The sequence below is a fragment of the Simplicispira psychrophila DSM 11588 genome (assembly GCF_000688255.1).
GTDB lineage: Bacteria > Pseudomonadota > Gammaproteobacteria > Burkholderiales > Burkholderiaceae_C > Simplicispira > Simplicispira psychrophila.
The window spans coordinates 97413-120691 of sequence record NZ_JHYS01000009.1; the positions used below are offsets into that span (position 1 = coordinate 97413).

The 23279-nt window shown below is 60.3% G+C and carries 22 protein-coding genes; 20 read left to right on the forward strand and 2 right to left on the reverse strand.

Going from position 1 to position 23279, the window contains the following annotated elements; all coding sequences use genetic code 11:
- Positions 1–6: 6 nt before the first annotated feature.
- On the reverse strand, positions 7–1260 hold the full coding sequence (locus Q390_RS0110930; RefSeq protein ID WP_027996091.1) for an FAD-dependent oxidoreductase: 1254 nt from the start codon (positions 1258–1260) through the stop codon (positions 7–9).
- Between the two features lie 446 nt (positions 1261–1706).
- On the opposite strand from Q390_RS0110930, the gene rpsB reads away from it, so the two are divergent.
- From rpsB to Q390_RS0111035, 20 genes are all read left to right on the forward strand, one after another.
- Positions 1707–2462: a 30S ribosomal protein S2 gene (rpsB, locus tag Q390_RS0110940; RefSeq protein WP_027996093.1), complete on the forward strand. Its 756-nt coding sequence runs from the start codon at positions 1707–1709 to the stop codon at positions 2460–2462.
- A gap of 95 nt (positions 2463–2557) precedes the next feature.
- Positions 2558–3484, forward strand: a complete 927-nt coding sequence (gene tsf / locus Q390_RS0110945) for a translation elongation factor Ts (RefSeq protein ID WP_027996094.1) — start codon at positions 2558–2560, stop codon at positions 3482–3484.
- A 59-nt stretch (positions 3485–3543) separates the two neighbouring features.
- Positions 3544–4266, forward strand: coding sequence for a UMP kinase (gene pyrH, locus Q390_RS0110950; protein ID WP_027996095.1), 723 nt, complete (start codon positions 3544–3546; stop codon positions 4264–4266).
- A gap of 9 nt (positions 4267–4275) precedes the next feature.
- The gene (gene frr, locus Q390_RS0110955; protein ID WP_027996096.1) at positions 4276–4833 is read left to right on the forward strand and encodes a ribosome recycling factor; all 558 of its coding nucleotides are present in this window, start codon (positions 4276–4278) and stop codon (positions 4831–4833) included.
- 14 nt (positions 4834–4847) lie between these two features.
- The gene (gene uppS / locus Q390_RS0110960) at positions 4848–5579 is read left to right on the forward strand and encodes a polyprenyl diphosphate synthase (RefSeq protein ID WP_027996097.1); all 732 of its coding nucleotides are present in this window, start codon (positions 4848–4850) and stop codon (positions 5577–5579) included.
- Between the two features lie 9 nt (positions 5580–5588).
- Positions 5589–6443, forward strand: coding sequence for a phosphatidate cytidylyltransferase (locus Q390_RS0110965; protein WP_027996098.1), 855 nt, complete (start codon positions 5589–5591; stop codon positions 6441–6443).
- Between the two features lie 5 nt (positions 6444–6448).
- Positions 6449–7639, forward strand: coding sequence for a 1-deoxy-D-xylulose-5-phosphate reductoisomerase (locus tag Q390_RS0110970; protein ID WP_037472783.1), 1191 nt, complete (start codon positions 6449–6451; stop codon positions 7637–7639).
- 33 nt (positions 7640–7672) lie between these two features.
- Positions 7673–9058 (forward strand): RIP metalloprotease RseP, encoded by a 1386-nt coding sequence (rseP, locus tag Q390_RS0110975; RefSeq protein WP_027996100.1) that lies wholly within the window; start codon positions 7673–7675, stop codon positions 9056–9058.
- A 43-nt stretch (positions 9059–9101) separates the two neighbouring features.
- The gene (bamA, locus tag Q390_RS0110980; RefSeq protein ID WP_027996101.1) at positions 9102–11399 is read left to right on the forward strand and encodes an outer membrane protein assembly factor BamA; all 2298 of its coding nucleotides are present in this window, start codon (positions 9102–9104) and stop codon (positions 11397–11399) included.
- Positions 11399–11917 carry an OmpH/Skp family outer membrane protein gene (locus tag Q390_RS0110985; protein WP_027996102.1) on the forward strand — a complete coding sequence of 173 codons (519 nt, stop codon included), beginning with the start codon at positions 11399–11401 and terminating at the stop codon, positions 11915–11917. Before bamA ends, Q390_RS0110985 begins: the two co-directional genes overlap by 1 nt.
- 39 nt (positions 11918–11956) lie before the next feature.
- Entirely contained in the window at positions 11957–12940 is a 984-nt protein-coding gene (gene lpxD, locus Q390_RS0110990) for a UDP-3-O-(3-hydroxymyristoyl)glucosamine N-acyltransferase (RefSeq protein WP_027996103.1), read from the forward strand.
- A gap of 16 nt (positions 12941–12956) precedes the next feature.
- Entirely contained in the window at positions 12957–13412 is a 456-nt protein-coding gene (gene fabZ, locus Q390_RS0110995; RefSeq protein ID WP_027996104.1) for a 3-hydroxyacyl-ACP dehydratase FabZ, read from the forward strand.
- 38 nt (positions 13413–13450) lie between these two features.
- Positions 13451–14239, forward strand: a complete 789-nt coding sequence (lpxA, locus tag Q390_RS0111000; RefSeq protein WP_027996105.1) for an acyl-ACP--UDP-N-acetylglucosamine O-acyltransferase — start codon at positions 13451–13453, stop codon at positions 14237–14239.
- A gap of 4 nt (positions 14240–14243) precedes the next feature.
- The gene (gene lpxB / locus Q390_RS0111005; protein WP_027996106.1) at positions 14244–15404 is read left to right on the forward strand and encodes a lipid-A-disaccharide synthase; all 1161 of its coding nucleotides are present in this window, start codon (positions 14244–14246) and stop codon (positions 15402–15404) included.
- Positions 15376–16014 (forward strand): ribonuclease HII, encoded by a 639-nt coding sequence (rnhB, locus tag Q390_RS0111010; RefSeq protein WP_027996107.1) that lies wholly within the window; start codon positions 15376–15378, stop codon positions 16012–16014. The genes lpxB and rnhB overlap by 29 nt, the downstream gene beginning before the upstream one ends.
- Positions 16011–16808 carry a TrmH family RNA methyltransferase gene (locus tag Q390_RS0111015; protein ID WP_027996108.1) on the forward strand — a complete coding sequence of 266 codons (798 nt, stop codon included), beginning with the start codon at positions 16011–16013 and terminating at the stop codon, positions 16806–16808. Before rnhB ends, Q390_RS0111015 begins: the two co-directional genes overlap by 4 nt.
- A gap of 181 nt (positions 16809–16989) precedes the next feature.
- Positions 16990–18162, forward strand: a complete 1173-nt coding sequence (gene carA / locus Q390_RS0111020) for a glutamine-hydrolyzing carbamoyl-phosphate synthase small subunit (RefSeq protein WP_027996109.1) — start codon at positions 16990–16992, stop codon at positions 18160–18162.
- Positions 18155–21430, forward strand: coding sequence for a carbamoyl-phosphate synthase large subunit (gene carB, locus Q390_RS0111025; RefSeq protein ID WP_027996110.1), 3276 nt, complete (start codon positions 18155–18157; stop codon positions 21428–21430). Before carA ends, carB begins: the two co-directional genes overlap by 8 nt.
- A gap of 137 nt (positions 21431–21567) precedes the next feature.
- Complete coding sequence (greA, locus tag Q390_RS0111030; protein ID WP_027996111.1) at positions 21568–22044, forward strand: transcription elongation factor GreA; 477 nt, start codon at positions 21568–21570, stop codon at positions 22042–22044.
- Positions 22044–22490 (forward strand): DUF4149 domain-containing protein, encoded by a 447-nt coding sequence (locus Q390_RS0111035; protein WP_027996112.1) that lies wholly within the window; start codon positions 22044–22046, stop codon positions 22488–22490. The genes greA and Q390_RS0111035 overlap by 1 nt, the downstream gene beginning before the upstream one ends.
- A 39-nt stretch (positions 22491–22529) precedes the next feature.
- On the opposite strand, the gene Q390_RS0111040 is transcribed toward Q390_RS0111035, so the two are convergent.
- On the reverse strand, positions 22530–23279 hold the full coding sequence (locus tag Q390_RS0111040) for a hypothetical protein (protein ID WP_027996113.1): 750 nt from the start codon (positions 23277–23279) through the stop codon (positions 22530–22532).

Consider the following 23279-nt stretch of genomic DNA (forward strand, 5'->3'; position numbering starts at 1 on the left):
GACAGGTTATCGAAAGCGCTGCGCGTCCAGTCCTTCGAGGCTGATGTCGGGCGTCCGTCCGGCCAGCGTGTCGGTCAGTGCGCGAGCGCTGCCGCAGGCCAGGGCCCAACCGCTGGCGCCGTGGCCCAGATTCAGCCACACACCGGGTAGGCCACTGGCGCCGATGATGGGAGGGCCGTCCGGCAGGGCAGGGCGGGCGCCGCGCCACTCCTGCACGCTGCCCGAGAGTTGGGCACCGCCCGGAAACCAGTCGTTCAACACTTGGTAGAGCGTGCGCAAGATGCTCGGGTGCGCGGCTGGGCCAGTGCGGCCCAGTTCGGCGCCGCCCGAGACGCGTATGCGTTGCCCCAGGCGTGTGATGCTGACCTGGTGGCGTGCATCAATGACCGCGCTGCACGGGGCGTACAGCGCTTCGCGCAGCGGTGCACTGATCGCGCAGCCGTGCAGGGCCACCAGCGGCAGGCGCAGGCCCAGCGGTTGCAGCAAGGCGGCCGAGGCGACCCCGGCGCACAGCACCACGGCATCAAAACGCCGCGCCTGTGCTTCGCCACTCAGCTGCACGCTGGCCGGGGTATGGCCTAGACGGGTAACGGTGGTGTTGAACTGAAACTGTGCTCCTAGGTGCTGTGCCTCCTGACGCAGCAACAGCGCAAACTGGCGGCAGTTGCCGACTTCACCACTGGGCACATGCAGGGCGCCGACCAAGGGTGTTGCGGCGCACAGTCCGGGTTCGATATGGCGCGCTGTGTTGGCGTCTACCTCGTTGGCCGCGGTGCCCGCGTCGCGCAGCGCCTGCACCATGGGACGCAGTGCGATGGCATCGGCAGGGCTGCGCAGCAGCAACAAGGCGCCGGCACTGCGCTCAAATTGCAAGTCCAGCTCGTTGGCCAAGGTGTGCAGGTGCTGGTGGCTGTAGCGCGCCAGGCGCTCCAGTGCGACCAAGGGCGGCTGCGGCGCGTGGCTGCGGGTGTAGGCGCGCGCGGCCCGACGCCAGCGATGCAACCAAGCCAGATCGGTAGTGGTGATGCTGCGCCCGATGCGCAACGTCGCTTGGCGACCCCACACCGAGAAGGCTTGCGATGCGCCCGGTGCTGACCAGGGGACGAGAGGGCCAGGAGCGAGCAGGCCGCCGGTGGCAAAACTGGCTTCTTCGGCGATGGCGCTGCGTTGTTCAAAGACGGTCACGCTGTGACCATCACGGGCCAGCTCATAGGCAGTGGTGACCCCGACAATGCCGGCGCCCACAATGGCAATATTCATTAATAAGAGTATTTTTGGCTTCTAGCGCACTGTTTATCTGCGCTATCAGCTATTGTTTTTATAGTGATCGGTCGGTTTTCAGGCCGACATTCCGCACGCCATCATCGTGCAGTGCGGCATGTCAGGCCATGCGACCGATGGGAAAATCGTCGCTGGCGTGGCAAGGCAGCGACAGTACGCAGCTGGGCGAAGGCGATGCAACGCTTCTTTTTGGCGTTGGTGCTGCTGTTTGCGGCCTGTCGCCTGCGCTGAGTGGTGTACCGCTGGTCGCGCATGGGTGTGCTAAAATCTTTCGGCTTTGTTGGCCTGAAGTGTCGTTTGCGCAGTGCGCTGCGGTTCAGGTGGAAGTGAAGTAAATAGCAAACCAGCCCTATCAAGGTGTTGCTGGCCCTTGGTGGGCTGCAATGAACGGGCTGGATTTTAGACCCAACCTTTGGAGAATTTTCATGTCCGTTACCATGCGCGAAATGCTTGAAGCCGGTGTCCACTTTGGCCACCAGACCCGTTTCTGGGACCCCAAGATGGCTCCGTACATCTTCGGTCACCGCAACAAGATTCACATCATCAACCTGGAAAAGTCGCTGCCACTGCTCCAGGAAGCCACCAAGTTCATCCAGCAATTGACTGCCAACGGCGGCACCGTCATGATGGTCGGCACCAAGCGCCAAGCCCGTGACACCATCGCCGCTGAAGCCGCACGCGCTGGTGTGCCGTTTGTCAACCAGCGTTGGTTGGGCGGCATGATGACCAACTTCAAGACGGTCAAGACCTCGATCAAGCGCCTCAAGGATATGAAGACCCAGCAAGAAGGCGGTCTGGAAGCCCTGAGCAAAAAAGAACAGCTGATGTTCACCCGCGAAATCGAAAAACTCGAAAAAGACATCGGTGGCATCCAAGACATGGTTGCATTGCCTGATGCCATCTTCGTCATCGACGTCGGCTTCCACAAGATTGCCGTGGCTGAAGCCAAGAAGCTGGGTATCCCGTTGATCGGTGTGGTCGATACCAACCATTCGCCCATCGGCATCAACTACGTCATCCCTGGTAACGATGACTCGGCCAAGGCAGTTGAGCTGTATGCCCGTGCCATCGCTGACGCGATCATCGAAGGCCGTAAAAACGCCGGTAACGAAGTGGTTGCTGCTGCTCCTGCCGCCGAAGGCACGGATGAGTTTGTGGAAGTGCAAGAGTCCGCCGCCTAAACACAGGCCGCGCGACCCATCGCGAGAAAAAGCGGGGCTCTTTTGGCCCCCTTTTTTTATCTTGAATCGATTGAATTGAATACGGAGAAATACACATGGCTGCAATTACCGCAAGCATGGTCGCCGAACTGCGCGCCAAGACCGATGCCCCGATGATGGAGTGCAAAAAGGCTTTGACTGAAGCCGAAGGCAATATGGACAAGGCAGAAGAGTTGCTGCGCGTCAAGCTCGGCAGCAAAGCCGGCAAGGCCGCTTCGCGCATCACCGCCGAAGGCGTGGTCGCTAGCCAGCTCATCAGCGGCACGAGCGGTTCGCTGATCGAAGTGAACTGCGAAACCGACTTCGTCACCAAAAACGACAGCTTCCTGGCGCTGGTGCAAGCCGCTGCCGACCTGATCGCTGCGCACAACCCGGCCGACATCGCCGCCCTGGGCGCACTGCCCTATGAGCAAGACAGCTTCGGTCCGACGCTGGAAGACGTGCGCAAGGGTCTGATAGGCAAGATCGGCGAGAACATGTCGTTCCGTCGCTTTCAGTATTTCGGTGGCTCCAGCAAACTGGCTTCTTACCTGCACGGCACGCGCATTGGCGTGGTGGTCGAGTACGAAGGTGACGAAGTCGCCGCCAAGGACGTGGCCATGCACATCGCTGCCATGAAGCCCGTCGCTCTGACCAGTGCCGACGTGCCCGCCGAGTTGATCGAAAAAGAGCGTTCGGTGGCGGCTGCCAAGGCCGCAGAAGACAAGGCCAAGGCCGTGGCTGAAGGCAAGCCGGTGCAGTCCGACGAAATTGTTGCCAAGCGCATCGATGGCGGCGTGCAGAAGTACCTGAAAGAAGTGTCGCTGTTCAACCAGTCTTTCGTGAAGAATGACAAGCAGACCGTCGAGCAGATGCTCAAGGCTGCGGGCACCACCGTCAAGGGCTTCACGCTCTACGTGGTCGGTGAAGGCATCGAGAAGAAGGTGGACGACTTCGCTGCTGAAGTGGCTGCCCAGGTCGCTGCCGCCAAGGCCGGCGCCTGATCGCTGATCCCGTTTGCCATCCAGTCAACCACCCCCCCCTTCATTCCGGAGAATTCCCCATGCCCATTGCAACACCAGCCTACAAGCGCATCCTGCTCAAGCTGTCTGGTGAGGCGTTGATGGGCGAGGATTCCTTCGGTATCAACCGCACCACCATCGTGCGCATGGTGGAAGAAGTCGCCGAAGTCACCCGCATGGGTGTCGAGGTGGCGGTGGTGATTGGTGGCGGAAATATTTTTCGCGGTGTGGCGGGCGGTGCGGTCGGTATGGACCGCGCTACGGCCGACTACATGGGCATGTTGGCCACGGTCATGAATGCCTTGGCGCTGGCCGATGCCATGAACAAGCAGGGCCTGACAGCGCGCGTGATGTCGGCCATTTCGATTGACCAGGTGGTCGAGCCGTATGTGCGTCCCAAAGCCTTGCAGTACCTCGAAGAGGGTAAGGTGGTGGTGTTTGCGGCGGGTACCGGTAATCCGTTTTTCACCACCGATACGGCCGCTGCGCTGCGCGGTGCTGAAATTGGTGCCGAGTTGGTGCTCAAGGCCACCAAAGTGGACGGTGTGTACACCGCTGATCCGTTCAAAGACCCCACTGCCACGCGCTACACCAAGCTCAGTTTCGACGAGGCCATGGCGGGTAACCTGGGCATTATGGATGCCACAGCCTTTGCCCTGTGCCGCGATCAGAAACTGCCTGTCAAGGTGTTCTCCATCATCAAGCCCGGCGCGCTCAAGCGCGTGGTCATGGGTGAAGATGAAGGTACGCTGGTTTACGCTTGAGGGAAAAACATGACTGCTGATATCAAAACCCATATGGAAGCCAAGATGGACCAATCCATCACGGCGTTCAAGAACAACCTGCTGAGGATTCGTACCGGTCGGCCTAGTCCGGCGCTACTGGACTCGATCCATGTGGATTACTACGGTTCCATGGTGCCGCTCAGCCAAGTGGCCAATGTGCAACTGCTCGACGCCCGTACCCTGAGCGTGCAACCCTGGGAAAAAAACATGGGCGCGAAGATTGAAAAGGCCATCCGCGAGAGCGATCTGGGCCTGAACCCGGCCTCGATGGGTGACCTGATCCGCGTGCCGATGCCTTCCATGAGTGAAGAGCGTCGCAAGGAAATGACCAAGCTGGCACGCAACGAAGGCGAGTCGGCCAAAATCGCTGTGCGCAACCTGCGCCGCGATGCCAACGAGGCCGTGAAAAAACTCGTCAAGGACAAGTTGGCCTCGGAAGATGACCAGAAGCGCGCCGAAGCCGAGATTCAGAAGGTCACCGATAAGCACATTTTGACTATTGATGCGCTGGTGATCGGCAAAGAGCAAGACATCATGGCCGTGTGAGGCCAAGCGATGTGTTGAACTTCCCTGCTGGCGTGCCGCGCCACATCGCCATCGTCATGGACGGTAACGGCCGCTGGGCCAAGCGCCGCTTCCTGCCGCGTCTGGCCGGCCACAAACAAGGCGTGACCGCGCTGCGCCACTGCACGCAGGCCTGCGCCGAACGCGGTGTGGCGGTGCTCACCGTATTCGCTTTCTCCTCTGAAAACTGGAATCGGCCCAACGACGAGGTTTCAGGCCTGATGGATCTTTTGGCACTGGCGCTGTCGCGCGAGGTGCCGCAGTTGTGCAAAGACGGCGTACGCGTGCACTTTGTCGGCAACCGCCAAGCGCTGTCTGACAAAGTGCGTACTGGCTTGGAGCAGGCCGAAGCTGCCACCGCGCACAACACGCGCTTGGTGCTTAATGTGTGCTTTAACTATGGGGGCCGCTGGGATATTGCTCAGGCTGCTGCCGCCTTGGCCGCACGGGGCGAAGCCATCACTGAAGCCAGTCTGAGCGCCGCCATGGCGCTGGCCCATGTGCCCGATCCCGATTTGCTGATCCGCACTGGCGGTGAAATGCGCCTGAGCAACTTTTTGCTGTGGCAGGCCGCCTATAGCGAGTTGGTGTTCAGTGACCGCCTCTGGCCCGAATTTGATGCGGCGGCGCTGGACGAGGCGATTGCCGCCTACCATGCACGCGAACGCCGTTTTGGTAAAACCTCCGAGCAAATTGCCCCTGCGCAACCAGATGCGGCGCATGCCTGAAAGGTTTTTATGCTGAAACAGCGTGTCATTACGGCTTTGGTGCTACTGGCCATTTTGTTGCCTGCCTTGTTTTATCCGTCGCCCTGGCCGTTTGCCATCGTCGTGCTGGTGATGATGGCCGCTGCTGCCTGGGAGTGGGGACGTTTGAATGGCTGGGGGCAAATGGGCTCACTGGTGCTGGGCGCGGTCTGCGTGTCGCTGTGTGGTGTCAGCGCTTGGCTGGGGTGGCTGCAGCGCCCGTTGACCACCGTCTGGGTAGTGGGCGGTGCACTGTGGGTACTCGGCGGCGCGGCCTTGCTGCGCGCGGGCGTGCCCGGCTGGCCGCGTATTCCGGCGGGGCTGCGGTTGCTGGCTGGTGTGCTGGCGCTGTGGCTGGCGTGGTTGGCGGTGGTGCAGGCGCGCATGATCGGCATCAATTTTTTACTGTCGGTGCTGGCGCTGGTCTGGATGGCGGACATCAGCGCTTACTTTGCCGGCCGCGCATTCGGCCTGCGCTTTACCAAAAACAAGCTGGCACCGGCCATCAGCCCTGGCAAAAGCTGGGAAGGTGTGTGGGGCGGCGCTCTGGGTGTCGTTGTGCTGGCGCTGGTGTGGGTGGCGGCAGACGCTGCTTGGCAAGCCAGTGTGGCGAGTTTTTATAGCGTGCTGGCACGCCGGGGCTGGTGGCTGCTGCTTTTGGCCGCCTTGTTCATGACGGCGATGAGCGTGGCTGGTGATTTGATTGAGTCGCTCATCAAGCGCAGTGCCGGTGTCAAAGACAGCAGCCAGTTGCTGCCAGGCCATGGCGGTGTGCTGGACCGTGTCGATGCGCTGCTGCCCACGCTGCCGCTGGCCCTGATGCTTCATTCCTTGGTGCAACCATGACGCGCATGAAACAACGACTGACGGTTTTAGGTTCCACGGGTTCGGTGGGTGTCAGCACGCTGGATGTGGTAGCGCGCCACCCCGAGCGTTTTGAGGTATTTGCTCTCAGCGCCGCCACCCAAGTCGAGGCTTTGCTGGCGCAATGCGCGCAGTTTCAGCCGCGCTATGCCGTCATGGCCAGTGCGCCCCATGCGCAGTTGTTAGCGGAGAAAATAAAGTCAAATGGCCTTGTAACGCAGGTGCTGCAAGCGGTAGACGCTCTTGAAATAATAGCATCTCATGCCGATGTGGATGCAGTGATGGGTGCGATTGTCGGTGCTGCTGGTCTGGCGCCCTGTCTGGCGGCGGCACGGGCTGGCAAGCGTTTGCTGCTAGCCAATAAAGAAGCGCTAGTGGTCGGCGGTGAGTTGTTCATGCAGGCGGTGCGCGACGGGGGCGCCACGCTGCTGCCGATCGATAGCGAGCATTCGGCCATTTTTCAGTCGCTGCCCGAGGACCCCAACACCTGGGCGCAGCGGGTCGATAAAATTATTCTGACCGCTTCCGGTGGCCCGTTTCGCCAGCGTGCGCCCGACACCCTGCGCCATGTCACGCCCAGCGAGGCTTGCGCGCATCCGACTTGGGTGATGGGGCGCAAGATATCCATCGATTCGGCGACCATGATGAACAAGGCGCTGGAAGTGATCGAAGCGCGCTATCTTTTTGGGCTGGCTCCTGCGCAGCTGGACGTGGTGATCCACCCGCAAAGCACGATCCATTCGATGGTGCAGTACCGCGATACCTCGGTGGTGGCGCAACTGGGTACGCCCGATATGCGGGTGCCGATTGCCTACGGTCTGGCTTGGCCTGAGCGGGTGGCTTCTGGCGCCGCAGCACTGGATTTTCATGCCCTCAGTGCCATGACTTTTGAAGCTATCGACGACCATGGCCACCCTGAGCGCTTCCCTGGTCTGCGTCTGGCGTGGGACGTACTGGCCGCACCTACCGGTACTACGGCGGTATTGAATGCAGCCAATGAGATCGCCGTGGCTGCATTTCTGGAGCAACGCATTCGCTTTGACCAGATCCATGCAGTGAATCTTGCAACTTTGGCTGCTGTACTGCCCTCCAATCCCGATTCTCTTGAAGCCTTGCTGGCGCTGGACGCGAGTGCGCGTGATTGCGCCGAGCGCAGTGCCGCTCGCATGGCGGCCTGAGTGCTTTTGTTGTTTCTGGAGTAACCCCCTACCATGCTGTTGACCCTCGTTGCTTTTATCGTGGCGCTGGGCGTTCTGATTGCCGTACACGAATACGGCCACTACCGCGTGGCGGTGGCGTGCGGCGTCAAGGTGTTGCGCTTCTCCGTTGGCTTTGGTAAACCACTGCTGCGTTGGCAGCCTAAAGGGTCGCCGACCGAATTTGTCTTAGGTGCCTTTCCTTTGGGTGGTTATGTGCGCATGCTTGATGAGCGCGAGGCGCTGGTGCCCGAGCACGAGCGCCACCTGGCTTTCAATACCCAGCCGCTGCGTGCGCGCGCCGCCATCGTGGCGGCAGGGCCGATAGCCAACTTGCTGCTGGCGATCCTGCTCTACGCCACCGTCAACTGGATCGGTATGCAGGAGCCCATGGCCTACCTGGCGCACCCGGTACAGGGATCGATTGCAGAAGCCGCTGGTCTGCAAGGCGGCGAGTTGGTGCGCAACGCTGCTTTAGGAGACGAAGAAATTCGCCCAGTGCGCTCGTTTGACGATCTGCGCTGGATGCTGACACGCGGCGCGTTGGATGCCACGCCGGTGCGGTTGGAGTTGGAGGCTACGCCCGGTGCATCGCTGCGCACGGTGGTGTTGCCGCTGGATCAAATCGATGCCAGTCAGGCCGATGCGCAGCTTCTGCATAAAATTGGTTTAGTCGGACCGTGGACACGTCCGGTGATTGGCGAATTGATGGAAGGCGGCGCCGGCCAGCGCGCGGGTCTGCACAACGGGGATGTGGTGTTGAAGGTGGGAGCTGCCGATGTGCGCGATGGGCAGCAACTGCGCGCACTTATCCGCGCCTCGGTGCGCGCTCCACAAAACAATGCCAAGCCTGCCTCCACTACTACCCAGCCTTGGCGCATTGAACGCGATGGCCGCCTCCTGACGCTGGACGTGACCCCCGATGTGCACACCGATGACAGCGGTACCTTCGGTCGGATCAGCGCTTATGTTGGCGCGCCACCGCAATTCACCACGGTGCAATACGGCCCGGTAGAAGGCTTGTGGAATGGCGTCACGCGCACTTGGGAAGTGTCGCTGCTGTCGCTGCGCATGATGGGGCGCATGGTGATTGGCGAGGCCTCGCTGAAAAATCTGAGTGGCCCGCTGACCATTGCCGACTATGCTGGGCGTTCTGCCAGCATGGGGCTGACGCAGTATCTGGTGTTTTTAGCGCTTATCAGCGTGAGCCTAGGCGTGCTCAACCTGCTGCCGCTGCCCGTTTTGGATGGCGGACACCTGATGTATTATCTTTGGGAGGGTATTACTGGCAAAAGCCCCTCTGACGTCTGGATGGAACGCTTGCAGCGCGGCGGCATTGCAGTGCTGCTGCTCATGATGTCCATCGCCATGTTCAACGATATCACCCGGCTTTTTGGCTAACCTTTTGTCCACTGTGCTTGCAACGGTGGCACCGGCTTCATTCATGAAAAAAAACCTCCATCGCTTTGGCGTACGTACCGCGTGTGCCGTGGCCGCCATGATTTTTGCTGCTCAGGCGGCGTGGGCACTGGAACCTTTCAAGGTGCAGGATATTCGGGTCGAGGGTCTGCAGCGCGTTGAGCCTGGCACCATCTTTGCCTCGATGCCGATGCGCGTCGGTGACGACTACAACGACGAAAAAGGTGCCGCTGCCATTCGCGCCTTGTTTGCTTTGGGCCTGTTCAAGGATGTGCGCCTGGAAGCCAATGGCAATGTGCTGGTGGTAGTGGTGCAGGAGCGCCCCACCATTGCCGATGTCGAGTTTTCCGGCGCGCGTGAATTTGACAAGGAAGCGCTCAAGAAAAGCATGCGCGACATCGGCCTGACCGACGGCCGCCCTTTTGACAAGGCGCTGGCCGACCGGGCTGAGCAGGAACTCAAGCGCCAGTATCTCAACAAGAGCTTTTATGCCGTCGATGTGGTCACGACCGTGACGCCCATCGAGCGCAACCGTGTCAATCTGACCTTTACCGTGATCGAAGGCGAGCCGGCACGCATCAAGGATATTCGCGTCATTGGCAATAAGGCGTTCAGCGAATCGACCCTCAAGGATTTGTTTGAGCAAAACACCGGTGGCTGGCTGAGCTGGTACACCAAGTCAGACCGCTACGCGCGCTCCAAACTCAACGCCGACCTGGAAGCCTTGCGTTCGTACTATCTGCAGCGCGGCTACCTGGAATTTCGCATCGATTCGACGCAGGTCGCCATTTCTCCTGACAAGGAAAGCATCTCCGTCACCGTGAATGTGACGGAAGGCGAGCGTTATGTTGTCTCGGGCGTCAAGCTGGAAGGCAATTATCTGGACCGTGAAAACGAGTTCAAGTCGCTGGTCAAGATTGTGCCCGGCGAACCCTACAACGCCGATCAAGTGACAGAAACCACTAAGGCTTTCTCAGACCATTTCAGTAATTTTGGTTTTGCTTTTGCCCGTGTCGAAGCCGTGCCTGAGATCGACCGCGAAAAAAATCGCGTGGAACTGGTGTTGCAGGCAGAGCCGAGTCGGCGTGCTTATGTGCGCCGCATCAATGTGGTGGGCAACAACCGCACCCGCGACCAAGTGGTGCGGCGCGAATTTCGCCAGTTTGAAGCCTCTTGGTACGACGGCGACAAAATCAAACTCTCGCGCGACCGTGTCGACCGGCTGGGTTACTTTACGGACGTCAACGTGGAGACCCAGGAAGTGCCGGGGGCGCCGGATCAGGTGGATCTGATCGTCACCGTGGCCGAGAAGCCCACCGGTTCATTGCAGCTGGGCGCAGGCTTTTCCAGTGCGGAAAAAGTGTCCCTGTCGTTTGCCATCAAACAGGAAAATGCCTTTGGCTCGGGCAACTACCTAGGGGTGGAAGTCAACACCAGCAAATACCACCGCACCTTGGTGTTCAGCACCACCAACCCGTATTTCACCGCCGATGGTGTCTCGCGCACCCTGGATGTGTACTATCGCACCGACAAACCCTATCAAGACCAAGGCGGCAATTACGAACTGGTCACCAAGGGCGCCAGCATCCGCTTTGGTGTGCCGTTCAGTGAAACTGATACCGTGTTCTTTGGTGGCGGTTTGGAGCAGACCTCGATCAAGCCGGGCACCAATATTCCGGCCGCGTATCTCGACTATGCCGAGCGTTTTGGCTACAACAGCACGTCGGTGCCGCTCACCATTGGCTGGTCGCGCGACGACCGTGACAGCGCTTTGGCGCCCAATTCAGGACGTTACCAGCGGCTCAATTCGGAATGGTCAGTAGCCGGTGATGCGCGCTATGTCCGCGCCAATTACCAGTATCAGCAGTACGTGCCGCTGAACAAGAAATTCACCCTGGCCTTCAACGGCGAGCTGGGACTGGGGCAGGGCATGAATGGCCGGCCTTTCCCGGTATTCAAGAACTTCTATTCGGGTGGCCTGGGTTCGGTGCGTGGCTTTGACCAAGGCACCCTGGGGCCGCGCGATGTGACGGGAGCGTCGCTGGGGGGGCCGAAAAAAGTCACCCTCAATGCCGAGTTGATAGCGCCTTTTCCGGGTGCTGGCAACGACCGTACGTTGCGAATCTTTACCTTTGTGGACGTTGGCAATGTGTATGGGGATAACGAAAAAATTAACTTCAATGACATGCGCGCTTCTGCGGGCGTCGGCCTGAGCTGGATTTCCCCACTTGGCCCCCTGCGCATTGCGTTTGCCCAACCAGTACGTAAGTTCGCCGGCGATAGAATCCAGAAACTGCAATTCCAGATCGGAACATCTTTCTAATGAAATCCCTTTCACGCCATTTTCCCCTGGCCCTCCTGTTGGGTTCCCTGGTTGCCGCAGTGCCGGCATATGCGCAGGAATTCAAGGCAGGGTTCGTCAATACCGACCGTATTTTCCGTGAAGCCAACACGGCCAAAGCGGCACAAGCCAAGCTGGAGCAAGAATTTTCACGCCGCGAAAAAGAGCTGGTTGAAATGGGCAATACGCTCAAGACAGCCACCGAAAAATTTGAGCGCGATGCCCCGACCATGGCTGAAAGCCAGCGTTCGACGCGTCAGCGCCAGCTGGTGGATCAAGACCGCGACTTTCAGCGCAAGCGCCGTGAATTTCAGGAAGACCTGAACGCGCGCAAGAACGAAGAGCTGGGCCAAGTGCTGGAGCGCGCCAATAAGGTGGTCAAGCAGGTCGCTGAAGCTGAAAAATACGACGTGATCCTGCAAGAGGCGGTCTACATCAACCCTAAGCACGACATCACCGACAAGGTGCTCAAGGCCTTGAATGCTGCACCCTCCAAATAAACGCTGGCAAGGCGGGGTAGATCATCGGGTGGATCCGGGGTGAGCTTACGTCTTGCGCAGTTCATTGAAGCGCTGGGCGGGACTCTTGAAGGCGATGCGGCACAGTCCATTGAGGGGCTGGCGTCGCTGGAAACCGCAGGTCCCCACAACCTGAGTTTTTTGAGCAATCCGCGCTACCAGCAGCAACTGGCCGCCTCGCAGGCGGCCTGTGTCATTGTGGCACCGGCCTTGCGGGAAGCGGCGCGCGCGCGCGGTGCGTGTATCGTCGCCGATGATCCATATGTCTATTTTGCCCGGGCCACCCAGCTTTGGAAAAAGCACCACAGCCCACCTGTGCATCGTGGTGTGCATCCGAGTGCTGTGGTCGATACTGCTGCCGTGGTACATCCCAGTGCCTCGATTGGCCCGCTGTGCGTGGTGGAGCGCGGCGCGCGGATTGGTGCCGACACCGTGCTCAAGTCGCGTGTCACCGTCGGTGAAGATTGCCACATCGGCGCGCGCTGCATCGTGCACGCCGGCGTGGTGATTGGTGCCGACGGTTTTGGCTTTGCCCAGCAAAAAGGCGCGTGGATCAAGATTGAGCAATTGGGCGCAGTGCGCATTGGCGATGACGTCGAAATTGGTGCCAACACTTGTATTGATCGCGGCGCATTGCAAGACACGGTGATTGAAGACGGCGTCAAACTCGACAATTTGGTGCAAATTGGCCACAACGTGCGCGTTGGCCGTCACAGCGCCATGGCCGGTTGTGTCGGCGTCGCCGGCAGTGCCCAGATTGGCGCGCACTGCACGCTGGGCGGTGGCGCGATTGTGCTGGGCCACTTGGCACTGGCCGACAACGTCCATATTTCAGCGGCGACGGTGGTGACGCGATCGCTGCACCGGCCGGGGCATTACACCGGAATGTTTCCCATCGACGACAATGCGCGCTGGGAAAAAAACGCTGCCACCCTCAAACAACTGCACAGTTTGCGTGAGCGCATCAAGGCGCTGGAACAGTCTCTTAAAGCTAAAGCAGCATGAACGGAAAAACAATTCGATGATGGATATCCACGCAATCCTTAAGCAGCTACCGCACCGCTATCCATTTTTGCTAGTGGACAAGGTCATTGAGCTGGAGCGCAACACCCGTATCAAGGCGATCAAAAACGTCACCTTCAACGAACCCTATTTCATGGGGCACTTTCCAGGCCATCCGGTGATGCCGGGCGTATTGATTTTGGAAGCTTTGGCGCAAGCGGCTGGCTTGCTGGCGTTTGACGCCATGGGCAAAGTGCCTGATGAAAACAATATTTACTACTTTGTTGGCATTGACGGTGCACGCTTTAAGCGCCCGGTCGAGCCCGGTGATCAGCTGATTTTGTCCGTCACCATCGACCGCGTGCGCGGTGGCATTTGGAAGTTCAAGGGCGTCGCCAGCGTGGTGGACGAAGTCGCCTGCGAAGCTGAGCTGATGTGCACCATGCGCAACGTGAGCGGATCGAAATCTGACTGACATCCCTGACGGGCCTCTTTGACTGACATTTTCTTGCTGTGAGCCTTTTTCACCCTACCGCCCTGATTGCAGAGGGCGCCTGCCTTGATCCTTCGGTCAGCGTGGGGCCTTATGCCGTGATTGGCCCTGATGTAGTGATCGGGCCAAACACCACCGTCGGTGCGCACTGCGTGATCGAAGGCCACACCCGCATTGGTCAGGACAACCGTATTTTTCAGTTTGCCTCGCTCGGAGCGGCGCCACAAGACAAAAAATACGCGGGTGAGCCGACCCGCTTGGTCATTGGCGACCGCAACACCATCCGGGAGTTCTGCACCTTTAACACCGGTACCGCGCAAGACCGGGGTGTGACCACCATCGGCCACGACAACTGGATCATGGCCTACGTGCACATTGCGCACGATTGCGTGGTGGGTGATCAGACTATCCTGGCGAACAATGCCACTCTGGCTGGCCATGTACAGGTGGGTGACTACGCCATCATTGGCGGGTTGACTGGCATCCACCAGTTCACTCAGGTTGGCGCGCATGTGATGGCCGGCTTTGCCAGCCACATCTCGCAAGACGTGCCGCCCTTCATGATGGTGGACGGCAATCCGCTGGCGGTGCGTGGACTGAATTTGGAAGGTCTGCGCCGGCGCGGCTTCTCGCCCGAGCGCATGGCTGCCACCAAGCAGATGCACCGTCTGTTGTACCGCCAAGGCTTGACCTTGGATGCGGCCCGCAGTGCGATTGCCGTGCTGCCAGCGCAGTACCCGCAAGCCGCTGCCGATATAGTCGCCATGCTTGAATTCTTGAACACTTCTGCGCGCGGCATCGCGCGCTGACACCATGATCCATTCCACCCCCCGCGTCGCGATGGTGGCGGGCGAGACGTCGGGCGATCTGCTGGCCGGCCTGCTGCTGGATGGGCTGAAAAATCTGTGGCCGGACTTGTCGGCGCATGGCATTGGTGGCCCACAGATGGCGCAGCGCGGCTTTGACGCCTGGTGGCCGAGTGAAAAATTGGCCGTGCACGGCTACAGCTTTGAAGTGCTGCGCCGCCTGCGCGAGATTCTCGGCATCCGCAAACAGCTGCGCGCGCGTCTGCTGGCGGACAAACCGGATATCTTCATTGGCGTCGATGCACCGGATTTCAACCTGGGCCTCGAAGCCGACTTGCGCGCTGCCGGCGTCAAGACCGTGCATTTCGTCTGCCCCTCGATTTGGGCGTGGCGTGCTGATCGCATCGAGAAAATCCGCTGCAGCGTCGACCATGTGCTGTGCATTTTTCCGTTCGAGCCCGAATTGCTGGCGCGCCACGGCATTGCTGCCACCTACGTCGGACACCCGCTGGCCGGTGTGATTCCAATGGTGCCCGACCGGGCTGGCGCACGGGCACAGCTGGGGTTGGGGCTGGCAGATGAGGTGCTGGCGATTCTGCCGGGCAGCCGCCGCGCCGAGGTGCAATACATTACTTCAGGCTTCTTTCAGGCTGCAGTGCTTATCCAGAAAGCGCTGCCAGCTATAAAAATGATAGTTCCGGCAGTGCCGGCACTGAAAGAACGCATTGAACAGATGGCACAGCAGTGCGGCTTGGGTGATGCGCTCCAGGTGGTGGCGGGCCAATCGCATACGGTGCTGGCGGCGTGTGATGTGACGCTGATTGCCAGCGGTACCGCCACGCTGGAGGCCGCGCTGTTCAAGCGCCCGATGGTGATTGGCTATCGGATGCACGCCCTGAGCTGGCGCCTGATGCGGCGCAAGCAGTTGCAGCCGTGGGTCGGGCTGCCGAATATTTTGTGCGGCGATTTTGTCGTGCCCGAACTGATTCAGGACGCTGCCACACCCCGGGCGCTGGCCGCAGCGGTGCTGCAATGGTTTGACGCACGCCAGAGCGATCCGCAGCGCATGGTGGCGCTGGAGCAGCGTTTCACTGCGCTGCACCACAGCCTGTTGCGCAACACCCCCCAATGCGCTGCCGATGCGATCCGCAAAGTTATTTATGACTGAGCAACACTGTCTGCAATGGCACCCGCCCGGCCTGATGGCCGGGGTGGACGAGGCCGGGCGGGGGCCACTGGCCGGGCCGGTGGTGGCGGCAGCGGTCATCCTCGATGATTTGCGCCCGATTGCCGGTTTGGCCGACTCCAAGAAGCTGACGGCAACGCGGCGCGAGGCGCTGTTTGACGAGATCCGCGCCAAGGCGCTGTGCTGTAGCATTGCCGAGGCCAGCGTCGAAGAAATCGACCGTTTGAATATCTTGCAGGCCACGCTTCTGGCCATGCGCCGTGCCGTGCTCGGTTTGCGTCTCAAACCTGTCATGGTGCTGGTCGATGGCAACCGCCTGCCGGTACTCGATGTGCCGGCCGAGGCCATCATCAAGGGCGATGCGCTGGTGCCCGCCATTTCGGCGGCGTCGATCCTGGCCAAGGTGTACCGCGACCGCTGGTGTGCGCAGGTCGATCACGACTATCCCGAATACGGCTTTGCCGGCCACAAAGGCTACGGCACGGCAGCGCATCTGGCGGCGCTGCGCGCGCACGGCGCCAGCCCGCTGCACCGCAGTTCGTTTGCGCCCGTGGCGGCGCAGCTTTTGCTTCGCCCCAGAAATACTGAATGACCTCTTCTTCCATCACCCACATCCAGTCGCGCGACAACGCTTTTGTCAAGGATCTGCGCCGTCTGGCGCAAGACAGCACGGCGTATCGCAAACAGGGCCGTGTCTGGCTGGAGGGCGACCACCTGTGCCGCGCTGCGCTGGCCCGGGGGGTGGTGCCTGCGATAGCGGTATTTTCAGCGTCTTTTTGGCCTCTAGTGCCCGCACAATATGCGCAATCAGCTATCAAAATAATAGTTTTAGCAGACGCGCTGTTTGCTGACATCAGTGGCTTGGAGTCGCCGGCGCACATGGGCTACCTGATGGATTTGCCCGCCGCTCCGGCGCTGGCGCCATTGACCGCCGCCGTGGTGCTCGATCGCGTGCAGGACGCCGGCAATGTTGGCTCCATCCTGCGCAGCGCCGCTGCCTTTGGTTTTGGGCAGGTGTTGGCGCTCAAGGGCACGGCAGCGCTGTGGGCACCAAAAGTGCTGCGCGCCGGTATGGGAGCACATTTGGGCTTGCGACTGGTCGAGGGGCTGGAGCCCGAAGCGCTGGCCGCGCTGCAGATGCCGCTGATCATCACCAGCTCGCACCAAGGCGCGCTGGTGCAGCACCAGCGCCTGCCTTGGCCGTGCGCCTGGGCGCTGGGCCATGAAGGGCAGGGCGTGGGCGAAGCTGTCGCGGCGCGTGCGGCGCTGTCGGTGCGTATTGGCCAGCCGGGCGGTGAAGAGTCGCTCAACGTCGCCGCCGCCGCCGCCATTTGCCTGCATGCCAGCGCCGTGGGCGCCACGGCGGCGCCCACACAAGCCCATTGAAGACCCGGGTTTTCCCGAAGTTGGGCGAATGCAGGTAAATCGCTGCTGGCTATAATGGGCGGCTTTTCCGCACCCTCATACGCCTAGCGCAGCTCCCAAGCCGACCCCCACAAAAGCTTTTGCAAGAGACTTGTTGTCTTTTGCTCCGCTGGGCGTAACCGTAACCAAACCGGAGTACCCAGTGCTTTTGTCTCTCCAGGGAATCTTCCCGCCCGCCATCCTGGCGCTCGCAGACGGCACGGTCTTTATCGGCAATTCGATTGGTGCCCCTGGCACCACCGTCGGCGAGGTGGTGTTCAACACCTCCATGACCGGCTACCAGGAAGTCCTCACCGACCCCAGCTATTGCCAGCAGATCGTGACGCTCACGTATCCGCACATTGGCAACTACGGGATCAATACCGAGGACGTCGAATCCCATAAAGTCCAAGCCGCAGGCCTCGTCATCAAAGACCTGCCCTTGCTGGTCAGCAACTTCCGCTCCACCGAATCCTTGCCCGCCTATCTGGTGCGCGAGGGCACGGTGGCGATTGCCAATATCGACACGCGCCAACTCACCCGTCTGCTGCGCAGCCAGGGTGCGCAAAACGGCGCCATCGTCGGTTTGGCCGCTGGTGAAGCCGTCACGCCAGAGCGCATCGATCGGGCCATTGCCGCTGCGCAGGCAGCGCCCAGCATGGCTGGTCTCGATCTGGCCAAGGTGGTCACCACCGCCAAATCCTACGACTGGACCGAATCGCAATGGACGCTGGGTCAGGGTTATGGCCAGCAGACTGCGCCGCGCTTTCATGTCGTGGCCTACGACTTTGGCGTCAAGTACAACATCCTGCGCATGCTGGCCGAGCGCGGCTGCCAAGTGACGGTGGTGCCGGCGCAAACGCCTGCCGCCGACGTGCTGGCGCTGAAGCCCGACGGCGTGTTTTTGTCCAATGGCCCGGGTGACCCGGAGCCATGCACCTATGCCATTGAGGCGGTGCGCACCCTGGTGGACAGCAATGTTCCGACTTTCGGCATCTGCCTGGGCCACCAGATCATGGCCCTGGCCGCAGGCGCCAAGACCTTCAAGATGGCCAATAGCCACCACGGTGCCAACCACCCGGTGAAAGAGCTCAGCACCGGCCGCGTCAGCATCACCAGCCAGAACCACGGTTTTGCGGTGGCGCTGGATTCGCTGCCGGCCCATTTGCGCGCCACACACTTGAGTTTGTTTGATGGCACCTTGCAAGGTCTTGAGTACACCAACCACCCGGCATTCAGCTTCCAGGGGCACCCCGAGGCGTCGCCTGGCCCGATGGATATCGACATCCTGTTTGACCGCTTCACGGACCTGATGGAGAGCAACAAAAATGCCTAAGCGCACCGACATCAAAAGCGTCCTGATCATTGGCGCCGGCCCCATCATCATTGGCCAAGCCTGTGAGTTTGACTACTCCGGCGTGCAGGCCTGCAAGGCACTGCGCGAAGAGGGTTACAAGGTCATCCTGATCAACAGCAACCCGGCGACGATCATGACCGACCCGGCCACCGCCGACGTCACCTACATCGAGCCGATTACCTGGCAGACGGTCGAGAAGATCATCGCCAAGGAGCGCCCTGACGCCATCTTGCCGACCATGGGCGGTCAGACAGCGCTGAACTGCGCGCTCGATCTGTGGCACAACGGTGTGCTCGACAAATACAAGGTCGAGCTGATTGGCGCCAAGCCTGAAGCCATCGACAAGGCCGAGGACCGCCTCAAGTTCAAGGACGCCATGACCAAAATTGGTCTGGGCTCGGCGCGCTCGGGCATTGCTCATACCATGGACGAAGCGTGGGCCGTGCAAAAGGAGATGGGCTTTCCAACGGTGATCCGTCCGAGCTTTACGCTGGGTGGCACCGGGGGGGGCATTGCCTACAACCCGGAAGAATTTGAGACCATCTGCAAGCGAGGCCTCGAAGCCTCGCCGACCAACGAGCTGCTGATCGAAGAGTCGCTGCTGGGCTGGAAAGAGTACGAGATGGAAGTGGTGCGTGACACCGCCGACAATTGCATCATCGTCTGCTCGATTGAAAACCTGGATCCGATGGGTGTGCACACCGGTGACTCGATCACCGTGGCACCGGCGCAGACGCTCACCGACAAGGAGTACCAGATTTTGCGCAACGCCAGTTTGGCCGTGCTGCGTGAAATTGGCGTGGATACGGGCGGCTCGAATGTGCAGTTCGCCATCAACCCAGACGACGGTCGCATGGTGGTGATTGAGATGAACCCGCGTGTGTCGCGCTCCTCGGCACTGGCCTCCAAGGCTACGGGTTTTCCGATTGCCAAGGTCGCCGCCAAACTGGCTGTGGGCTACACGCTCGATGAGCTGCGCAACGACATCACCGGCGGTGCCACGCCGGCCTCGTTTGAGCCGTCGATCGACTACGTGGTCACGAAGATTCCGCGTTTTGCCTTCGAAAAATTCCCTACGGCGGACAGCCATCTGACCACGCAAATGAAGAGCGTGGGTGAGGTCATGGCCATGGGTCGTACCTTCCAGGAATCCTTCCAGAAAGCCTTGCGCGGCTTGGAAGTCGGCGTGGATGGCATGAACGAGATGACGCAGGACCGCGAAGTGCTGGAGCGCGAGCTGGGCAATCCTGGCCCCGAGCGCATCTGGTACGTGGGCGATGCCTTTGCCATGGGCCTGTCGGTGGACGAGGTGTTTGAACTCACCAAGATCGATCGCTGGTTCTTGGTGCAGATCGAGCAGATCGTGAAAATCGAACTGGACATTGACCAACTGGCGGCTGAAAAAGGCGAGGGCGCTTTGGCCGCGCTCGATGTGGCCACGTTGCGCACGCTCAAACAAAAGGGTTTTTCGGATCGCCGTCTGGCCAAGCTGCTCAAGACCACTGAAAAAGCCGTGCGCCAAGCCCGCCGCAGTCTGAATGTGCGTCCGGTCTACAAGCGCGTGGACACCTGCGCGGCTGAGTTTGCCACCAACACCGCCTACCTGTATTCGACCTACGAAGGCCACGGCAGCGACAACGGTGAATGCGAGGCCGAGCCGACCAACAAGAAAAAAATCATGGTGCTGGGTGGTGGCCCGAACCGTATCGGCCAGGGTATCGAGTTCGATTACTGCTGCGTGCACGCAGCGCTCGCCATGCGCGAGGACGGCTACGAGACCATCATGGTCAACTGCAACCCTGAGACGGTGTCCACTGACTACGACACGTCCGACCGCCTGTATTTCGAGCCGGTGACGCTCGAAGACGTGCTGGAAATCGTTGATAAAGAAAAACCGTACGGTGTCATCGTGCAATACGGGGGCCAGACGCCTTTGAAGCTGGCGCTGGACCTCGAAGCCGCTGGCGTGCCCATCATTGGCACCAGCCCGGACATGATCGACGCCGCCGAAGACCGCGAGCGCTTCCAAGCGTTGCTGCACAAGCTGAACCTGCGCCAGCCCGCCAACGCCACCGCCCGCACTGAGCCAGAAGCACTGGAAAAGGCGGCTGCCCTGGGTTACCCGCTGGTGGTGCGCCCCAGCTACGTGCTGGGTGGCCGTGCCATGGAAATCGTGCACGAGCAGCGTGATCTGGAGCGCTATATGCGCGAAGCGGTCAAGGTCAGCCATGATTCGCCGGTGTTGCTGGACCGCTTTTTGAGCAACGCCATTGAGTGCGACGTGGACTGCGTACGCGATTCGGCAGGCGTTACCTTCATCGGTGGTGTGATGGAGCACATTGAGCAGGCGGGCGTACACAGCGGTGACTCAGCCTGCTCGCTACCGCCGTACTACCTGTCGGCTGCGACGGTGGCGGAAGTCAAGCGCCAGACCGCTGCCATGGCCGAAGGCTTGAATGTGGTGGGCCTGATGAACGTGCAGTTTGCTATCCAGGAAGTCGAAGAAGACGGCGTCAAGCAGGATGTGATCTACGTGTTGGAAGTGAATCCACGCGCCTCGCGCACGGTGCCGTTTGTCAGCAAGGCCACCGGCATTCAACTGGCTAAGGTGGCAGCGCGCTGCATGGTTGGCCAGACGCTGGCTTCGCAAGGCATCACCAAGGAAGTGACGCCGCCGTACTTCAGCGTCAAGGAAGCCGTGTTCCCGTTCGTCAAGTTCCCGGGCGTCGACACTATCCTCGGTCCAGAAATGAAATCGACCGGTGAAGTCATGGGCGTGGGCAAGACTTTTGGCGAGGCTTTCGTCAAGAGCCAACTCGGCGCCGGCACCAAGTTGCCGACCTCGGGCAAGGTGTTCTTGACCGTGAAGAACGCCGACAAGGCGCGCGCGGTGGACATTGCGCGCCAACTGGTCACGCTGGGCTTTGAATTGGTCGCCACCAAGGGTACAGCGGCGGCCATCGAGGCGGCCGGTGTGCCGGTGAAGCTGGTCAACAAAGTGACCGAAGGGCGTCCACACATCGTTGACATGATCAAGAACAATGAAATTGTCATGGTCATCAATACGGTGGAAGAGCGCCGCAACGCCATCGCCGATTCGCGCGCGATCCGCACCAGTTCGCTATTGGCGCGTGTTACTACTTTCACCACCATTTTTGGTGCGGAAGCGGCGGTGGAGGGGATGCAGCACATGGAGCAATTGGGAGTGATTTCGATCCAGGAAATGCACGCCCAGCTGTCGGCCTGAGAGATAGCAAAAGCGGCATAATTGCTGCTGAATCAAAACCGCCGCGCGGCAACGTGCGGCGGTTTGCTTTTGGAGCGTCGCAAATCCTGTTTTTCAAGGTGCGGCGCGGCATACACCATTTGAGGGAGATTGAGTCCATGGTCACCATTCCAATTACCAAGCGCGGTGCAGAGAAACTGAAAACCGAATTGCACCGTTTGAAGACGGTGGAGCGCCCCGGCGTGATTGCTGCCATTGCCGAGGCGCGCGCGCAAGGCGACCTGAGCGAAAACGCCGAATACGACGCAGCCAAAGATCGCCAAGGCTTTGTTGAGGGCCGTATTCAGGAAGTCGAAGGCAAGCTCTCGGTAGCCCAAATCATCGACCCGACCACGCTGGATGCCGGTGGCCGTGTGGTGTTTGGCGCTACGGTGGAGCTGGAAGACGAAGAATCTGGCGACACAGTGAAGTACCAAATCGTCGGCGAAGACGAAGCCGACCTGAAGTTGGGTCTGGTCAACATTTCCAGCCCGATTGCGCGCGCGCTGATCGGCAAGGAACAAGGTGACACGGCAGAAGTGAAAGCTCCAGGTGGTCTGCGCCGCTATGAAGTCATGTCTGTCAGCTACACCTGATGGCCTCTGCTGCCGCCCAGTCGTCACGTCTGCCGGCACTGGTGGCGGCACTGTGGTGGGGCAGCCTGAGTACGGTCGGCTTTCTGGTCGTGCCCTTGTTATTTGCCTATTTGCCCACGCCCACGCTGGCCGGTGGCATGGCGGCGCGCCTGTTTGCGGCGCAAACCTGGGTTTCGGTGGTGTGCGCGCTGCTATTGCTGCTGATTTCAAGACCAAAAGGCTCGGTAAACCAATACTCATGGGCGCAAGCAGCTATCATTTTTATATTGGGTGGCATGCTGCTGGCGCTGTTGTCGCAGTTTGGCGTCGCCCCGCGCATTGTTGCGCGTGACAACTTGCGCCTGTGGCACAGCGTGGGCAGTGTGTTGTATGTGGCGCAGTGGGGCTGCGCGTTGGCGGTGTTGTGGCAAACGCAGCGCAGTGCGCCGCTGTCACCACTGGATTGAACTGCCGACGTAGTACGGCGCCGGGCAGGCCTCTCGTGCCTATTCGTGCCAGTGCTCGGCCACCCAGGTGGCGGGCTTGATAAAGCGAAAACGGCGATTGCGCCGTCCCGCCAGTGCATCGGGAGGGTTGCACTCACCATGAAAAATCACGATGCGTGCGCCCGGGGGCACGAACGGTGCCGTCCAATAATTGCTCGGCCACGGCGGGATGCCGTCGTATTTGAAGCTCGGGCACCACGCTTTGGGCCAGTAGGTCAGCTTGCCTTGCTGATGCAAAAAATCCGACAAGTACGCCTGTTCGTTGCGAAATTTATGCCGGATTTCTTCGAAATGGCCGCGAAAATACGCCAGTACATCCGGATGGGCTCCCAGCTCAAAGCGGTACACCGACGAGTTGCCGGTGATGCGCCAGGGCCGTTTGTAGTCGTGGATGATTAAGAATTCGCCCGGCTGGGTGAAGAAATCATCCAGGCTGCCGGTGATAACCACGTCTACATCCAGGAATAGGGCCGTGCCGCGCAGGCCATACAAGTCGCCGCTGAAGCTGGCCAGCTTGTTCCAGCCGCGCTCTGGAATGCCGGGTGGCAAATCCAATGGCGGAATCGGCAGGCATCGCACTTCGCTGCGGATGCCAGTGCTGTCGTCGGTGAGGCAAACGAGGTTGAAGTCGCCGCTGAGGTGGCGGCGCACCATTGCATAAAGGCGGTTGACGTATTCAGGGCCGTATTTGCGGCCCCATTTCATGCAGATCACGTGGCGCTGGTGCGCCACGGTAGCTGTTGCACCCAT

What these genes read in the sequence shown, in the direction of transcription:
- Q390_RS0110930 (WP_027996091.1), bottom strand. Translation starts at nt 1,260, where the DNA reads ATGAATATTGCCATTGTGGGCGCCGGCATTGTCGGGGTCACCACTGCC.
- rpsB (WP_027996093.1), top strand. Translation starts at nt 1,707, where the DNA reads ATGTCCGTTACCATGCGCGAAATGCTTGAAGCCGGTGTCCACTTTGGC.
- tsf (WP_027996094.1), top strand. Translation starts at nt 2,558, where the DNA reads ATGGCTGCAATTACCGCAAGCATGGTCGCCGAACTGCGCGCCAAGACC.
- pyrH (WP_027996095.1), top strand. Translation starts at nt 3,544, where the DNA reads ATGCCCATTGCAACACCAGCCTACAAGCGCATCCTGCTCAAGCTGTCT.
- frr (WP_027996096.1), top strand. Translation starts at nt 4,276, where the DNA reads ATGACTGCTGATATCAAAACCCATATGGAAGCCAAGATGGACCAATCC.
- Q390_RS0110965 (WP_027996098.1), top strand. Translation starts at nt 5,589, where the DNA reads ATGCTGAAACAGCGTGTCATTACGGCTTTGGTGCTACTGGCCATTTTG.
- Q390_RS0110970 (WP_037472783.1), top strand. Translation starts at nt 6,449, where the DNA reads ATGAAACAACGACTGACGGTTTTAGGTTCCACGGGTTCGGTGGGTGTC.
- rseP (WP_027996100.1), top strand. Translation starts at nt 7,673, where the DNA reads ATGCTGTTGACCCTCGTTGCTTTTATCGTGGCGCTGGGCGTTCTGATT.
- bamA (WP_027996101.1), top strand. Translation starts at nt 9,102, where the DNA reads ATGAAAAAAAACCTCCATCGCTTTGGCGTACGTACCGCGTGTGCCGTG.
- Q390_RS0110985 (WP_027996102.1), top strand. Translation starts at nt 11,399, where the DNA reads ATGAAATCCCTTTCACGCCATTTTCCCCTGGCCCTCCTGTTGGGTTCC.
- fabZ (WP_027996104.1), top strand. Translation starts at nt 12,957, where the DNA reads ATGATGGATATCCACGCAATCCTTAAGCAGCTACCGCACCGCTATCCA.
- lpxB (WP_027996106.1), top strand. Translation starts at nt 14,244, where the DNA reads ATGATCCATTCCACCCCCCGCGTCGCGATGGTGGCGGGCGAGACGTCG.
- rnhB (WP_027996107.1), top strand. Translation starts at nt 15,376, where the DNA reads ATGCGATCCGCAAAGTTATTTATGACTGAGCAACACTGTCTGCAATGG.
- Q390_RS0111015 (WP_027996108.1), top strand. Translation starts at nt 16,011, where the DNA reads ATGACCTCTTCTTCCATCACCCACATCCAGTCGCGCGACAACGCTTTT.
- carB (WP_027996110.1), top strand. Translation starts at nt 18,155, where the DNA reads ATGCCTAAGCGCACCGACATCAAAAGCGTCCTGATCATTGGCGCCGGC.
- greA (WP_027996111.1), top strand. Translation starts at nt 21,568, where the DNA reads ATGGTCACCATTCCAATTACCAAGCGCGGTGCAGAGAAACTGAAAACC.
- Q390_RS0111035 (WP_027996112.1), top strand. Translation starts at nt 22,044, where the DNA reads ATGGCCTCTGCTGCCGCCCAGTCGTCACGTCTGCCGGCACTGGTGGCG.
- Q390_RS0111040 (WP_027996113.1), bottom strand. Translation starts at nt 23,279, where the DNA reads ATGGGTGCAACAGCTACCGTGGCGCACCAGCGCCACGTGATCTGCATG.